Below are 14,643 nucleotides of genomic sequence, written 5' to 3'. Positions count from 1 at the left end.
GACGCTCGCGTTAGATCATTTTTTCAGAACACAACTTAAAACCCTACCTACGAAAAGGGACTTTTCTCCTGGTACTTTAATTTAAAAATAAATTCTCAGAAGTACGTTTTAAGGTTGAGACGGAACAAATTTCTTTCAGCCGTATCAATAGTAAAGGTGCTATCATTAGCATAAGAAGCTCCATAGATTTAGTTACGCAGTTAGTTAAGCAGTAGCTACCAGCAACTGACACCAGTTTGGCTCTCTCGGGCGGTTTAGCGTTCCGGTGCTACGCAGTAGCATGGCGCAGTGCAACGAGCCAAGGTTCGCTAAACCGCCCGAGAGAGCCAAACGAGGCCCGCCGGCCACGAGGCAAAACTTGAAATATCAAACTAGTTAGCACCACCACCTGGAGACTGGAACTGCCTCCAAAGACAAACTTCAAAAAATCCTAACCACAGAAACAAACCCGAAAAATAAAATTCTTATCTTCCGCTTTTAATCAAAACTCACTTGCATGAACAAATTAAAACTTCTACTCTTTACCTTCATTCTTCAGGTAGGTATTTCTTTTAGCAGCCAAGCGCAAAAACAATTTAAAGTATTACTGGTAACCACTACCAAAGGCTGGCACCACGAATCTTTGCACGCCGGAGTATTGGCCATTCAGCAAATGGGCATTCGTAATAATTTTGATGTGGTGCTGTGGGAAGACCCCAACGGATTTACCGACAAATACCTGGATCAATTTAAAGCCGTAATTTTTGTAAATACTACCGGCGATATTTTCGATGCGAATCAGCAAAAAGTAATGGAGCGCTTTATTCAATCCGGAAAAGGTTTTGTGGGCATTCATAGCGCTTCCGATACCGAGTACGATTGGGAGTGGTACACCAAACTGGTTGGCCGCATGTTCCATATTCACCCCACTGTGCAAACGGCTAAAACTAAAATCGTAGACGCTAAATTTCCGGGTTTACAAGGCTTTGCGGACGACCGCCTTTGGACTGAGGAATGGTACGAGTTTGGCCCGGAAAAAACCACTGGTCTGAACTACATTCTCAGCGTAGACGAAAGCTCGTATAACCCGAAAGTAGACTGGGGTCGCGTAAAAGGAGAGGGCATGGGCAAACTACACCCGGTTGCCTGGTACCACAACTACGACGGCGGCCGCGCCTTTTATACCGCACTAGGGCATTTACCTACCAACTTTAGCGAACCCGCATTCCTAAATCATTTATACGCCGGCATATTCTGGGCTGCTACCGGGAGAAAGTAATTTGTTCCAATTACCTCGAACCTTAACTTTTACTAGTAAATATTATACAACCCAGTATTCGTTAACTTAATAGATTAACGGATACTGGGTTTTTATTTTACGTGGTTTATCCACTGGAAAAAAGATTTTTAATGATTTGCCTTCAAAGAATTTAAATGATATAGCTGATACAGCCAAACTAATTGAGAAAAGTCAATTCGCAGGAGAAAAGAAATCTTCTCCAATCCTGCAAATATCTATATCTGGAGTCGTATAAAGGCTCCAAAGAAAAACATTAAAAATGCGACTTGTATACTTCAAGCCAATACGTAAAAAGACAATATAAGGTGAGTTTAAAAATTAACCAGGCCTCCTCCTTCTAACTTTAGAAGAAGAGCTTTTAACTTGTTATTAAAAATTTTGTTGTAATAACACCTAAGTAGAAACCCGATTTAAAATAAAAAGTAAACAGAAATAAACTTACGATTCCTGTTTATGGCGCTTTATTCGCAAGAAAAATTAAATACTCTGTTCATTAACCAAATTAAGAATTACGCCATTTTTGCGATGGATACCCGGGGTATTATAACCTCCTGGAACAAAGGCGCCGAACGGCTAAAAGGGTATACCGAAAACGAAATTGTGGGGCAGTATTATGGAGTGCTATCGCCGGACGAATACCAGCAGGCCGGCTTACCGGAACGGGAAATGAAGATAGCTTTAGAGCAAGGCGTGTACGAGGCCGAAGATTGGCGAAAACGCAAAGATGGCGCGCTTTTTTGGGCTGATTTAATGCTCACGCCTATTTTTGATGAGGCAGGCCAGCACTTAGGCTTTACTAAAATTACCGGCGACATTACCAAACAAAAAGAACTGCAGGATAAATTAGCCGAACGGCAGCAAAGTGCGCTGGAGCATACCAACACCGAACTAAAGAAAATTAACTTCGACCTGGATAATTTTGTTTATACCGCGTCGCATAATCTGCGCTCACCGATTACCAATATCGAAGGCCTGATGGATTTACTGCAGGAAGAATTACAGGAATCCGGTTGTTTAAACAATACCGTTAATGAAATAGTAAAACGCGTTAATTCGTCGATTAACCGGTTTAAGCACACTATTGCCGATCTCACTGAAATTAGCCGTTTGCAGAAAGATTACATCGAAAACCCCTCCGACGAATATCTGGATATAAAAGAGGTGTACGAAGACATTATCGTGGATTTAGAAGATCCCGTTAAACGGAAAGTATGTTTTATTCAAACCGATTTTCAGGTACACGAGTTAAAGTTTTCGAAAAAGAATTTTCGGAGCATTTTGTATAATCTGATTAGTAATTCTATAAAATACCAGGACCCGGAACGCAGTTGTATTATTAAAATTAGTACCCGTTTGCAGGAGCCTTACGTACTTTTACGAGTGCAGGACAACGGCTTAGGTATTAGCCAGCACCACCAGCAACAGCTTTATTCTATGTTTAAACGGTTTCACGACCACGTAGAAGGATCCGGAATTGGTCTTTATATGGTAAAACGGATACTAGACAATGCCGGCGGTAAAATTGAAGTGGAATCGAAAGAAGGGGAGGGCACCGTATTTAAGGTTTATTTTAATGACAGCATGTAGAAAGAGTAAGACAATTAAATGTTTGTCGAAGGGTAGTGGCTAACGAAGAGTTTGCGTATCCTCGATAAAATCTCTTTCTAAAAAAAAATTAGTGTATATCATTTAACTCCATCAATCGCCATTACCAATTCCTGCAAAGCCACAAGTGTTCTACCATCAAATGTATCTGCCTGTAAAGCTTTATGGAATTTCATGGTAGCTCTTTGCTCTACATTCAGGAAAGTATGGGCATCCACTTCTTCCAGGCCGGTAAAAACATCGGTATAATGCGATCTGATTTGGTTAGGTTTTTGGTAACTAACCAGGGCATCGGAGAATTTATGCTGGCCATTAACGTACGATTGAAAAGCATCCTTTAACAAAAGGAAATAATGTTGCTTTTGGTCTTCGCGCCAGGTATCTAGCTGGGAACTTAAATCGTGTAAAAAAATAAGCGTTTCGCGTTGCAGGCGCCGGTTACACCAGAGAGCCGTCCATAAATGGTTACTTACTTTTTCCTCATTAAATAAATTATGCGACGTAGAAAAGCATTGCAGGTAAGTTTTACTCCGGGAGTTGTTATAGGCCACATAATTTAAGGGTAAGTAATTTTTTAGTAAATTATCTTTTTCCCGGGTACTGTCTACGGTTAAGTTGTCCCAGTAATAGTTGGACATTTCGGAGCGGGATAAGCGTTCTTCCATGCCGGTTGGTTCCGGCGAAAGTAATTGCAGCAGAATGGTAGAAGATTGGGCCAGGGAAATAGAAGTCATGGTGTCACCTTGCTGGTCGGCTACTTGCGCCAGGTAATCTATCCCATCTACCAAAGCTTCAATGTAGGTATATCCGTTCAAAACTTTGTTCTGAGCCAGGGTGGCCAAAGTATTTTTTAAAAGCTTTAACCCTTCCCCGAAAACATCTTCCTCGGGTACCCGATTTGTTACGTAAAATTGCTCTATAAAACTGAACAAACCCCGGATTGGTGCCGGCTGGTAGCTAATTAGATCTTCATATTGGTATTGTTTCTTTTTTAGCCGGAATAAATCGGCTATAAATCCTTCCCAGGAGCTTACGTTTTCTCGCCGGAATAAGATGGCTAAAAGCCTGGTTATGGTTCTGTTTTGATCAATTTTCTCGAGCCGGTTTATCCATTGGCTTACATCTAACCTGGCCAGGATTAGGACAATAGTTGTTAGTAGTAAATCATAATCGTTTACTTCTTGTAGGTGCCGGGGAATGTCGGAGAAAGAGCCGTGCGTTTCACTCGTTTTAAAATTTACCTTTAATCCATAATTGGCAAAAACGCTGCTTAGGTTTAATCTGATTTCCCGCGGTTGGGTAACGGATAGAATGGGACCGCTAACCAGATAGGATAGAAATTCATGCGTGTATCCCGGACAAAGCGGATCAATTACCTGGTACGCTCGCCGGGCGTAACCACCAATCATTCCCGCCAAAAATTCTTTTTTGTAATTAGATGGCAGGTTCCGGAATTGCAAGCTGGCAATTTCCGGGTCTAGCCGGGCTTCGTGCCGGTAATTAGCCTTTTGCATCCGCCACCGACCTTTAATACGGTCGAAGGTAAAGTTCTCGAAAAAGTTAGAAGGGTAATAACTGCCGGAAGCATTAAAATTGGCTAAGGTTTCGCCTAATACGTACAAAGAATCGGCAGCCGGGTATATGTATAATTCGCTTAAATGAACAGGACCTTCAATTTCTGGTGCGTGCATTCTATCTTTTAAATTAACAAGTAGCAGAGACCGGGAGAGTACTTTCAAGAAAAGAGACAGTCTTTTTTACCTAAAATTATTTCTCGTATTCCTGCGTGTTCTAGCCTTTATGCAAGGATAAACCCAATGTTCCCGCATCTTTTTATAGATTCGCCAACATAGGCTTTTGTTACCCCCCTTATTTAAAATATTTGAATGAAAATACTAAATCTTGATCTGGCTACTTGATTATTTAGAAATTTCTCTACCGGAAATTACCTCCGGGAATAAAAAAGTAAAGGATTAACATTACTCAAAAAGTGAGGGAATCTCTGTAATGAGTTAAAGTGCCTGGTTGCTTTTGGCTTGGCTGTTTGAAGCTTGGGTCATTAAAAATTATTTGGAAGTACCGGCATTTACCCTTCTATATTTTAACAAGGCCTTAAATCTTAGTTTAAGTAAAGTATAGAATAAATGGTTGAGGTAGGGTAGTATTTTTACTTTGCAAACCTCATTCCGGTTCGGCAATTACCCAAAGTACTCAACTGTAAAGCGAATGGGTGAAGTGGTTTATCATTCGAATTTATTAATTCTTGATAGTTGAATCCTTTACTGAAGGGCAAAGCCGTTAAGTTCTTTTATATGTACCCTGGTATATATACCCTGGCGCGAGGCTCCCGCCTCGTGGCTACTATTGGGTAGGCCTCTGGCCGGGCATACAAATAGGCTTTAGCTACGGAGATAATAAGATAATTTACTACCGGCTAGAGGCCGGACGATGAAACTCACGAGCGAGGACGCTCGCGATATAACCAAGTGGGACTTTTAGCTAAAATCCTCCCCAACCCCCTCCAAAGGGGGACACTCGTTTTATTCTTAATCCTGGTCACTTTACAATTTCTAAACTCTTCTTTAAGAATTTTAGATGGTCCTATATTGCAGATAAATCCCCCTTTGGAGGGGGAAGGGGGAGGATTTATAAATGGATAAAACTTACGTAGACGGTTAACCAATGTGCTGAGATATACAGATTATAAAGGTGGAATTCAAACAGTTACTTTAACCTAAAAATCAGGAATATGCCAGATGTACAAGTTTGATGCTATCGATAGTACCTGCCAAAATGCCCAAGTTTTAATCTATTACAGGTAGGGTTTAAAGGATTTTATTTCTGGTTAAACCGGTAATGCAAACCGATGCCAAATTGGTGCTGCCTTTTTTCCTGCGGTAAAAACTCCTGCGGATCACCCCATAAGTAAAGTGGTTCTACTACCAGCCGGTTCTGAAATACAAAATTTCCGCTTACAAACGAGTGCGCCCCGTTCGTGCCAAAACGGGCATAAGAGCCGTTCCGAATGCCGAAACCCGAACCAATACTGGCCTGGTACCGCATTCCCGGTAAAGCCGAGGGAAACTGGTCAGCCAAACGAAAGTCAACAAAAGCTATCCGGGTAGGGCCAATCCTGACATTGAACTGTGGGTATACGGGTGTTTTGCGGCTGCCCCAGCCGGGCATACCCGAGCCACTTTCCTCTTTATCTTCGAGGATGTACCGTAAATTACCCACGTGGAGCCCGGCGCCCAATCCGTACCATTTTTTATCCAGCTTTATATAAGGGTTTACTCCAAATAAGGTGGTTTTATGCGTCTCACCGGGCATACCGCTGGTAATATCGGTTTCCTGGTGGTTGCCCAGGAAAGCATTCAGGCCGTACGTTACTTCTTTATTGCCTTTCTGTTGGGTAATAGCGTACCCCGCTGCGCCTAGTGTATAATCCTGCAAATAATATTTAACGTTACCTTCCCGCCCACAGCCATTGACATGGCCAATAAAATAGGAGTTCTGGAAATTGCCTTCGCCAAATCCGATTTTAAAAGTATGATAGGATTTTTGCCCGGAGATATTGGTTGTTGAGTCGGGCCGGCTCAGGGGCAAGGTTTGGCTCATTAAAAATAGGGGCAATAAAAGTGTAACCAGCGCCACCCACCGGAATTGCGGCACAAATATATTCCCGAATACATACCAGCTTACCAGTACAATGGCGGGGTACAAGGCCATGTTTAACGCCAGCAATTCGGTGAACGTAAACCAATCGCGCAAACTCCAGGTAATGACTACCAGGCTCAGCAGAACCAAAACGGTGACCGTAACGGACGGTAATTTTTCGGGGCTAGCCTCAGGCGTAAAATGCTTTTCGCGGTAAAAAAACAAACTACCCAGAAAACCAATAACTACCAGAATACCCCATTGCAGCGTTATTAATCCGCCTGCCGGAGAACCACCCGTAGTATGCGCCAACGGCGACCGGAAGAATTCCAAAAAAAACCGGAAAAAGCAATACAACAGAATAGAAGCAGTTAACAAATTACCGGGGGCTTTAATGTGCCGCCGAAGCAACAGCAATAAACCCACCACCAGCAATCCGTTCAGGGCTTCGTATAACTGGCTGGGGTGCACCGGCAACGAATACATTTCCTGCGCCTGAATAAGACCCGCCTGAAACTGGTGGTAATGGGGCAAAGTGCCCGGCAAATACTGCACGCCCCAGGGCACTGTAGTTGGGTTGCCGTAACAACAACCAGCCAGGAAGCAGCCGGGCCGCTGTAAAGCAATAGATAAGGGAATAACGAAGGCAAAAGCATCCAGCGTTTCGGTTTTTAGTCGCAGAATCTTTTTTAGTAAAAAGAACCCGATGGCCACCAGCAATAGTCCGCCCAAGAGGGTTTTACCCGATGTAGCCGGGAAATAATGTTCCGTTAAGAGTACCTGCCATTCGGCCTCCGAATACGAAAATAATTTGGTACCGATAATGAAAAAGAACCGGGTGCCGGCTAACACCAGCAGCCAGGCTACCAGGTTGTATTTTCTTTTTACCCCAATCCACAACAATAAAAAATACCCTACCAGAAAGGCGAACAAGTAAAATAAATCGTAGTAAAAACCGCCGTCGGCATTGACAAAGATAAAGAGTAAGTTGTTCATGAGGCGAAAGGTTAAAGGTGAGAACGGGGAAGCACAGTACAACTTAATCTATTAACCGGTAGGAGGTTAACTTGCAGGAATATACATAAAAATTTAAATAATTAACAGGAATAAAAACATATTCCGCCAGCAGGTATTTTCTCTCTTTTTTACTGACTGATTTAGTAAATTTTTAGGAATGCACCCTTGCTTTTTATTGATTGAGGGTAACCGCAAACCTTGAAAATTTACAAGGTGTTTTCTGATTTTAGAAAAATGATGGAGAGTACAGGCTGGTTGAACGCTTTTCCGGATTCAATGGAATTTACCTTTTCGAGGATAGGGCCCTATTCCCGTATTGTTTCTTAAAGGCTGCTCGTATTTGTAAAAAATTCTTACCTCTCCAGAAGAAACCACTTATTACCGCCAAAGCCTGACCAAAGTACAAGAAGCCGCTTCGGATAACCGGAATAGTAATATCGTGCGCGCGAAGTGGCCGGTTACCTATCTTCTGAGCAAAATAGGCAGCAGCTGGAAATTCCTTATTCTTTAAGATTGGCTGCCGGCCACCAAGCATTAAAGTGAGTTAAAAAAATGTATTCCGGCCATTACCGAAATTATGCTGATTCAACATTTAAAAGAACGGAATACTGCTAACCTGGTTTCCCATAATTTAATACAGCTTGATCCCTACAGGCTAGACCTGGGCTAAATGTTAAAAATTGTCTTTCATTTACTTATTAATAGCAAATTATTTACGATGTAAACCAATTTGCTATTAATAAGTAAAAAAAGCAAAAAATTTTACTTCTAAAAACCGTTGAAGATTTACCCTGTTTAAAAGCTGATGAAAGTAAAAACAGAAATAAGGTAAATGCTGGTTTTCTTGCTTACATTTAATCTTAAATCAGATCAGAACTACGTGCATGGGTAACATAACAGAAGAAGTCTTCGGACAGATGCCGGATGGGCAGGAAATTAGTTTATTTACCTTAACTAACCAGAATGGCTTGCAGGTAAAAATAACCCCTTATGGCGGCCGCATTACTTCTATCCTGGTGCCGGATAAAAAAGGCCAGCTCGTTGATGTGGTACTGGGTTACGATGATCTGGCCGGCTACTTAGCCGATGAATCGAACTTTGGCGCTATCATAGGCCGGGTATCTAACCGCATTGCCAAAGGCCAATTTACCCTCGATGGGCAAATCTATACCCTGGCAATAAACAATGGCCCTAATCATTTACACGGCGGGCTAAAAGGTTTTGCGAAAGTAATCTGGCAGGCCGAGGTAACCAGCCAAAATACGTTAGAGTTAACCTATCAGAGCCCGGATGGGGAAGAAGGATATCCGGGTAATTTAACGGCTCGGGTTATTTACTCCCTGTCTGATAACAATGAACTCCGAATTGAGATTAGTGCCGAAACCGATAAGCCCACGCCGGTGAACCTGACGAGCCACAGCTATTTTAATTTAACCGGCGGCACCGATACCATCCAAAACCACCAATTATACCTGAATGCGGATGCCTACATTGCGGTTGATGAAACCATCATACCCACCGGCGAAATGCCGTCCGTGCACCATACTCCCATGGACTTTACCCAATCCAAAGTTATAGGCAGCGGTATAGTGCCAACAAAAGGTATGATAATACTTTTGTTCTGAATAAAACAGATAGCAACTTATCGCTTGCTGCCCGGGCGCTGGACCCCGCCAGTGGCCGACAGGTGGAGGTGTATACTACCCAACCCGGTATTCATTTTTATACCGCCAACCACCTGAATAACAGCTTTATTGGAAAACAAGACCAATTTTACCAACAATACCAGGGGTTTACCCTGGAGACAAACCATTTTCCGGATGCTCCCAATCAGCCGACTTTTCCCAGCACTATTTTACAACCTGGAGAAACATTCCAGGAAACTACCGTTTACAAAATAACTACTTTTTAACATTTTAATTGTACCGGAAAAAGCCAGTAGCCGAAACTGATTTTGGGTAATGACCATTAGCTTATAACCCCAGAGAAGCGTGCCACTTAATCGGCTCAACAATTTAATATTATTACCTTGACCAGCAACGAATCTACCGAATTGTCTAAAAGCTTTATGTTTGGGGTGGAAATCATAAGCATCTTAATCCGGCTGGTCTTTTACTGTTACCACAAAATAATGCGTGTACTTGCCCTGCTTCTGCACGAGGCTCGCATCCGGGCAACTTTCTATTTTCAAAATCTGCGGCACCTGCGATTTGAGGTTTAGGAAATACATAGTGGCTTTTTGCATTTGCTTAATTATATTGCCAATTTTAAGTTAATAAACAATCTTAATTAAAGCTTTTAATTTGTAGTAGATATATAACTAACTTGAGACTAGATCCGAAAGGTATTAATTTAAATAAAGTAAATTTTTTATTTTCTTTATTAATTTGCTACGGATTCAGAATTTGATAAAATACATCTTTATAACCCATCATTAAAACAAATTTTAAAATAAAACTAAAAATTAACTTGAAATTTGCATAGCAATAATATATGAATTTACATTACTACATTCCATACGGTTTCCTAAGCTTCTAAATAGTTTTTGGTTAATTTTTAACTTAATAAAACTTAACAGCATAAAAAAGAATGTGAATAAACTAAAAAATGAGTTCAAATAAAAAAGCCTATAATGCTGAAACAATCTTACAAAATAAAATTTTTAAGAGAAGAAGAATTATTATTGAACGAAAAAGGAAAGGATATTTATTTTCCAAAAGAAAAACAAAAATTAGTTCAGTAATAAAGGAAGTTATATTTGCTCCTGAAGATTTTAGATTTATTGATAATCCAGAGTTATGTTTGAATTTTTTTAACTCATTACGTTCAAAAGACAAATGTTCAATTGTTGAAGGAAAAAGAAAATTTAGAATTTCATTATCAAGAGTTAAAGAAATTGACTTCGCTACTATTAGTATTTTGAAATGTATATTTGAGGAAGCTAAGTTTTATGGAATTAGCTTTGAAGGTACTTATCCTAGAAATGAAGATTGTAAGAAATCTCTTCTTGAATCAGGATTTTTAAATAGAGTCAGTGAGGATGAAGCAAAGGAAATTCAAATTAAAAGTAAAGGAAACTATTTTTCACTTGAAAAAAAACAAGGAAAATTAACTCTGAAGGATTTTGAAAATTTTGAGAATATTTCAATAGATGCTTATGAATATGTATCTGGTAAAGAAGGTTTTTCTGATGAAATCATCACTATGTTAAAAGAAATTGGTGGAAATGCAATTGAATGGAGTAACTCATATAATCAACAATGGCAAATTGGTGTTTACAAGGATAATGGTAAAGTAATTTTTAACGTTACTGACCTTGGAAGAGGAATACTTGATACGTTGTATGTTAGTCAAAAGCTTAAATTAGTAGATTTGTTCTTTTTTCGAGATAATTTGGAAATATTAAATAGAGCTTTTGAAAGAAAATACGGGTCTCTATCCCAAGAAATAAATAGAAACAGAGGCCTTCCTTCAATTAAGAAAATATTTGAAGATAATAAAATATCAAATTTATTAGTTTGCACTAATGATGTGTATTTGAATTTTCAGCTACCTTCAAAATCACATATGTTCAAAAGAGGTAATTTTAAATTTTATGGAACATTCTATCAATGGGAATATGACCAAAATTGTATTTAATGAAATGGAAAACAAGTTAAAAGTATTAAATGTGTTAGGGAAATATACAGGTTTAAGGCATAGTATCATTAGCGAAAATTCAGGCGAGGAATTCTATCATAAATTCTTAAACTATGCTTTTTATGAGTCATTTGTAAAAAAGGAAAAGTTAGAAGTTGATTTAGATGGAGTAAGGGGTTATTCTCCTTCATTTATAGATGAAGCATTTGGTAATTTGGTTTTTGATTTTAAATTAGAGAATGTCAAGAAGTATTTAATTATAAAATCAGAAGATTTTGATTATTGGATTAAAAATATTTATGAAGATACTTACGATGCTTGGGAAAGTAAAAGAATCAAAAATGAATTACCTAGAAAAACTGAAGATCATAAACCTTGGTGGAGAATAATAAATACTATTCCTGAAAAAAGTGTTTGGGAAAAAAAATCTGCTTTATGATGTTTAAAGTTTCAGAATTAATTGCAATTATTGATATTGTTGTAAATGCAATACTAATAATTGGGTTAGGGATTATTATTCAAAAAAATCAAATTAATTCAAGAAGCCTTAAGGATTATTTTATGAACGAGGTGGTTAAACTGCATTCTGATATTATTGTTTTTTTAGACGAATTAGAAAAACCAATTATGCCAAAGGACGTTGAAAAAAAGTTCGTTGTAAATATATCAAAATTGAATACCATTACAAAGATAATTGATAATCGTTATAGCATGGATAGTAATGAAATTGTAAGAGATTTTATAAAGTTACAAACGCAAATAGAAAATGACAACCATTATATTTCCAACTATCTTGGTAATAATTTAACAAGTTTGACTTACAATACAGCTTCTGATGTTTCACAGTTCAGGTCTACTAAGTTAAAATTGTTTCACGAAGTAGTTGTTAAAGTAAATGATCATAGTAACTTAATTTTTTAAATTATTTATGAATTATACACTTATTTTTATCTATATAATTAGTGTCTTGTTTTTTACTTCATGTGTAAATCCAGAAACAGATCTTCAAAATAATAAAATTATCGATTTAAAAGAAAAAGATAATTACTTGAATTCTAAAATAGAAGATCAAAATCAAAAAATTAAAGAGTTAAATGAAAAGATTGAAAGTATGAAGGATGAAATTAAAGATTTAAATACTAGGTTAGAACAGTCAAATAAACCTTCAAAAATTAAGGTTTAGGTATTTTATGTTTTTTAATATTAGAAATAAATATTTATATTTTATGAATTTATTCTGCAAGAATTCTAATGTCTTATGTTTTTCATCTCTTTAATGTACCATCAACTAATTAACTTGGTACATTTTACAACAAAGTATTAGTTAATATTTGTGTAGTATTATTTGTTTTGCATCAATAAGGTTTGTTTCAATCAATAGTTTGCGCCATTGCATTAAATCGTACTTCAACGAATTGATTCAATCCAGAGAATTTATCATTGTGCCGCGTAATAACACTAATGATGATGCGGTGGTTATTATTTCTTTGAAAGAGTATATTGGTTTGCAGGAAACTAATTATTTGCTTGCTTCGCCCGCTAATTGTCTGAAACTGGAAGATCCAAGCCCAATTAAATGCCGGTAAATCGGTAACATTTCCACTGGAAACCTTAGAGCCCGGAACAGCTCAGTAACATGAATAATATTTTTACGGTCTAATCCTCGGAAGAATACTTAAATTTACAAAACACCGATCTGATTGTTGTAAATAGAATTAATGAATAGCTACAAGTTATCCGGCGTACTCCCTTTAAAGGGTTAGGCAAATCCTCAGAACTCCTCTCTAATATAAATGGTTTTTAGTCCTGCAGGATTAATGACGAGCATCGGCTTGTTTACCGCATTTTTGGTACCGAAGGCATAGACCAATTTTGTGAAGTAGCGCAATGTTGGTATTATTACAAGTAATGTTTAGTTTAATTCCTTATAAAATTAAAAACTTTTAAATTTTTAATCATCAATTAAGTTTGAGGGAATTAGTAACATAGAAGTGGATAAGTAGTAGGGTTTAAACTTAGAAATAGTTATGAGTAAATTCTAAGCTAACTAAAAGTCTAACACTTATTACTTATTGATCAAACGAGAAGATTAAATTTTAGCTAATCAAAGAATAATATTTCTTTATTTCTCTTATATTCCAAAATATAAAAGGACATAAAATTATTATCCCTAACCCTAAAAATGCTGCTATAAATAAATCCAAATTCCAAGATGCTTTTAGCCGTATAAATAGGGCTATTATAGAAAATGATGGAAGTAACCAAACAGAAAACAATACTAAAATAGTATTGATGTTCCCTTTATACAAACCAATCCAAGGATAAGAAAATCTTCTTTTTTGTACTTTTTCTAATCTTAAGTTTTCTAGGACAATGCTTAAATGTGATAAATAGTATAAGAGAAATAAAAATAGAACTAAAGGACATCCTATAAGGACCAAATTTTGTGGAAAATGCAATTCAAAAACTGTAAGTTCTTCGTTAGCTTTTTTTTCTTCCCATTTTCCCTGTAATACAAAATATGCTTCTTGAGGTGATTTGTTCATTACATCCCCCCATACTTGTCTTAATTTAGGAAATACTATACTGTTTTGCACAAATGGTTCAATTGTTTTTGAAGTATCTCTTTCTTCTATCCATTCAGCAATAGTCTTTACTTTTTGTTTTACTAGATTGCCTCTAATACTACCAGTAAGGTAAATACTTGGTTTGTTTTCTATTGATCTAAATTCTGCCGAGTATTTTGATATTCCATTAAGTAATAGTCCAACCATACTAGATTGGTCTTCTATTCCATTTTCACTGTTATCTAATCTAAAATCTGTTAGGATATAACCTGCTTTTATTGTATCTGGAAACCCTCTTTTATAAAGTGTCTTTTTCATTTCACTCATATCAGGTTCAAAAAAATAAAAATCAGGGTAATTTGATAGTCGTCGTCCGATTTCTGCGATAGTACCTTCTGAGATAGTATTCAATTTGTCTTCATCAAGACCTTTCAGGTCAGCTAATAACTTTATTCCTTTTTTTTCATTAGTTATAAAGTCTTCATTCATATAAACAACTCCTGATATTCCCTCTTTACCAACGATTTCCTGAAGGGTTTCCATAATTTTTATATCTATAGCTCTTTCAACTGCTACATGGTCAAGATAATCTAAGTAACCTTTAATCTTATCTCTTTCGCTATAGGTCATAAAATCCTTTAATTCTAACATTGCATCTTCATATATTTTTGCTTCATCAGGAGACAAAGCAAAGATGAGAATGGCAGCAGCCAAAAGTAAAAGAAGTCGATGGTAATCATTCAAAATTTTAAAATATTCATCTAATTTGTTATTTTCTTGAGAAGAATTTTCCATAGTAAATTATTATTGAACAAAATATAATCAATTTATTATCAGTACAGTATTCTCCATTTATTAATTTTTAACTTTGATAATAAC

The 14,643-nt window shown here is 37.4% G+C and carries 15 protein-coding genes and 1 pseudogene; 10 read left to right on the top strand and 6 right to left on the bottom strand.

Annotated features, from left to right (window positions below):
* Positions 1-204: 204 nt before the first annotated feature.
* Positions 205-348, bottom strand: a complete 144-nt coding sequence (locus HUW48_RS12725; protein ID WP_182416027.1) for a hypothetical protein — start codon at positions 346-348, stop codon at positions 205-207.
* A gap of 148 nt (positions 349-496) precedes the next feature.
* On the opposite strand from HUW48_RS12725, the gene HUW48_RS12720 reads away from it, so the two are divergent.
* Both HUW48_RS12720 and HUW48_RS12715 read left to right on the top strand, forming a co-directional pair.
* Positions 497-1,258, top strand: a complete 762-nt coding sequence (locus HUW48_RS12720) for a ThuA domain-containing protein (protein WP_182416026.1) — start codon at positions 497-499, stop codon at positions 1,256-1,258.
* A 474-nt stretch (positions 1,259-1,732) separates the two neighbouring features.
* Positions 1,733-2,866 (top strand): sensor histidine kinase, encoded by a 1,134-nt coding sequence (locus HUW48_RS12715; protein ID WP_182416025.1) that lies wholly within the window; start codon positions 1,733-1,735, stop codon positions 2,864-2,866.
* A gap of 98 nt (positions 2,867-2,964) precedes the next feature.
* On the opposite strand, the gene HUW48_RS12710 is transcribed toward HUW48_RS12715, so the two are convergent.
* The 3 genes from HUW48_RS12710 to HUW48_RS12700 all read right to left on the bottom strand — a co-directional run bounded on the left by HUW48_RS12710 (position 2,965) and on the right by HUW48_RS12700 (position 8,093).
* Positions 2,965-4,575, bottom strand: a complete 1,611-nt coding sequence (locus tag HUW48_RS12710; protein WP_182416024.1) for a hypothetical protein — start codon at positions 4,573-4,575, stop codon at positions 2,965-2,967.
* Between the two features lie 1,144 nt (positions 4,576-5,719).
* A complete protein-coding gene (locus HUW48_RS12705) occupies positions 5,720-7,537 on the bottom strand; it encodes a prolipoprotein diacylglyceryl transferase family protein (protein ID WP_182416023.1) in 1,818 nt (605 codons plus the stop codon).
* A gap of 304 nt (positions 7,538-7,841) precedes the next feature.
* Positions 7,842-8,093 carry a hypothetical protein gene (locus tag HUW48_RS12700; protein WP_182416022.1) on the bottom strand — a complete coding sequence of 84 codons (252 nt, stop codon included), beginning with the start codon at positions 8,091-8,093 and terminating at the stop codon, positions 7,842-7,844.
* A gap of 15 nt (positions 8,094-8,108) precedes the next feature.
* Between HUW48_RS12700 and HUW48_RS27600 the strand changes: the two are divergent.
* The 3 genes and pseudogenes from HUW48_RS27600 to HUW48_RS27280 all read left to right on the top strand — a co-directional run.
* Positions 8,109-8,228: pseudogene (locus HUW48_RS27600) on the top strand (hypothetical protein); the annotation flags it as partial.
* A 214-nt stretch (positions 8,229-8,442) separates the two neighbouring features.
* The gene (locus HUW48_RS12690; RefSeq protein ID WP_262891513.1) at positions 8,443-9,183 is read left to right on the top strand and encodes an aldose epimerase family protein; all 741 of its coding nucleotides are present in this window, start codon (positions 8,443-8,445) and stop codon (positions 9,181-9,183) included.
* Positions 9,123-9,470: an aldose epimerase family protein gene (locus HUW48_RS27280; protein WP_317173804.1), complete on the top strand. Its 348-nt coding sequence runs from the start codon at positions 9,123-9,125 to the stop codon at positions 9,468-9,470. The genes HUW48_RS12690 and HUW48_RS27280 overlap by 61 nt, the downstream gene beginning before the upstream one ends.
* A gap of 183 nt (positions 9,471-9,653) precedes the next feature.
* Here the strand turns inward: HUW48_RS27280 and HUW48_RS12685 are convergent, their stop codons facing one another.
* Entirely contained in the window at positions 9,654-9,803 is a 150-nt protein-coding gene (locus tag HUW48_RS12685) for an antibiotic biosynthesis monooxygenase family protein (protein WP_182416020.1), read from the bottom strand.
* A 362-nt stretch (positions 9,804-10,165) separates the two neighbouring features.
* On the opposite strand from HUW48_RS12685, the gene HUW48_RS12680 reads away from it, so the two are divergent.
* The 5 genes from HUW48_RS12680 to HUW48_RS12660 all read left to right on the top strand — a co-directional run bounded on the left by HUW48_RS12680 (position 10,166) and on the right by HUW48_RS12660 (position 12,783).
* On the top strand, positions 10,166-11,197 hold the full coding sequence (locus HUW48_RS12680; protein ID WP_182416019.1) for a hypothetical protein: 1,032 nt from the start codon (positions 10,166-10,168) through the stop codon (positions 11,195-11,197).
* On the top strand, positions 11,178-11,636 hold the full coding sequence (locus HUW48_RS12675) for an STAS-like domain-containing protein (RefSeq protein ID WP_220464029.1): 459 nt from the start codon (positions 11,178-11,180) through the stop codon (positions 11,634-11,636). The genes HUW48_RS12680 and HUW48_RS12675 overlap by 20 nt, the downstream gene beginning before the upstream one ends.
* Positions 11,633-12,118, top strand: coding sequence for a hypothetical protein (locus HUW48_RS12670; RefSeq protein ID WP_182416018.1), 486 nt, complete (start codon positions 11,633-11,635; stop codon positions 12,116-12,118). Before HUW48_RS12675 ends, HUW48_RS12670 begins: the two co-directional genes overlap by 4 nt.
* Positions 12,119-12,125: 7 nt before the next feature.
* Entirely contained in the window at positions 12,126-12,380 is a 255-nt protein-coding gene (locus tag HUW48_RS12665) for a coiled-coil domain-containing protein (protein ID WP_182416017.1), read from the top strand.
* A 148-nt stretch (positions 12,381-12,528) separates the two neighbouring features.
* Positions 12,529-12,783, top strand: coding sequence for a type II toxin-antitoxin system Phd/YefM family antitoxin (locus HUW48_RS12660; protein WP_262891512.1), 255 nt, complete (start codon positions 12,529-12,531; stop codon positions 12,781-12,783).
* Between the two features lie 510 nt (positions 12,784-13,293).
* Here the strand turns inward: HUW48_RS12660 and HUW48_RS12655 are convergent.
* Positions 13,294-14,559 carry a hypothetical protein gene (locus HUW48_RS12655; protein ID WP_182416015.1) on the bottom strand — a complete coding sequence of 422 codons (1,266 nt, stop codon included), beginning with the start codon at positions 14,557-14,559 and terminating at the stop codon, positions 13,294-13,296.
* Between the last annotated feature and the right edge of the window lie 84 nt (positions 14,560-14,643).

Source organism: Adhaeribacter radiodurans, from assembly GCF_014075995.1.
In the GTDB taxonomy this organism is placed as follows: Bacteria; Bacteroidota; Bacteroidia; order Cytophagales; family Hymenobacteraceae; genus Adhaeribacter; species Adhaeribacter radiodurans.
The sequence above is the reverse complement of the archived record's forward strand: the minus strand, read 5'-3'. Positions and strand labels throughout refer to the sequence as shown.

Coding starts and splice junctions, on each gene's coding strand:
- HUW48_RS12720 (WP_182416026.1), top strand. CDS start 497: ATGAACAAATTAAAACTTCTACTCTTTACCTTCATTCTTCAGGTAGGT.
- HUW48_RS12715 (WP_182416025.1), top strand. CDS start 1,733: ATGGCGCTTTATTCGCAAGAAAAATTAAATACTCTGTTCATTAACCAA.
- HUW48_RS12710 (WP_182416024.1), bottom strand. CDS start 4,575: ATGCACGCACCAGAAATTGAAGGTCCTGTTCATTTAAGCGAATTATAC.
- HUW48_RS12705 (WP_182416023.1), bottom strand. CDS start 7,537: ATGAACAACTTACTCTTTATCTTTGTCAATGCCGACGGCGGTTTTTAC.
- HUW48_RS12700 (WP_182416022.1), bottom strand. CDS start 8,093: ATGCTTGGTGGCCGGCAGCCAATCTTAAAGAATAAGGAATTTCCAGCT.
- HUW48_RS12690 (WP_262891513.1), top strand. CDS start 8,443: ATGGGTAACATAACAGAAGAAGTCTTCGGACAGATGCCGGATGGGCAG.
- HUW48_RS12685 (WP_182416020.1), bottom strand. CDS start 9,803: ATGCAAAAAGCCACTATGTATTTCCTAAACCTCAAATCGCAGGTGCCG.
- HUW48_RS12680 (WP_182416019.1), top strand. CDS start 10,166: ATGAGTTCAAATAAAAAAGCCTATAATGCTGAAACAATCTTACAAAAT.
- HUW48_RS12675 (WP_220464029.1), top strand. CDS start 11,178: ATGACCAAAATTGTATTTAATGAAATGGAAAACAAGTTAAAAGTATTA.
- HUW48_RS12670 (WP_182416018.1), top strand. CDS start 11,633: ATGATGTTTAAAGTTTCAGAATTAATTGCAATTATTGATATTGTTGTA.
- HUW48_RS12665 (WP_182416017.1), top strand. CDS start 12,126: ATGAATTATACACTTATTTTTATCTATATAATTAGTGTCTTGTTTTTT.
- HUW48_RS12655 (WP_182416015.1), bottom strand. CDS start 14,559: ATGGAAAATTCTTCTCAAGAAAATAACAAATTAGATGAATATTTTAAA.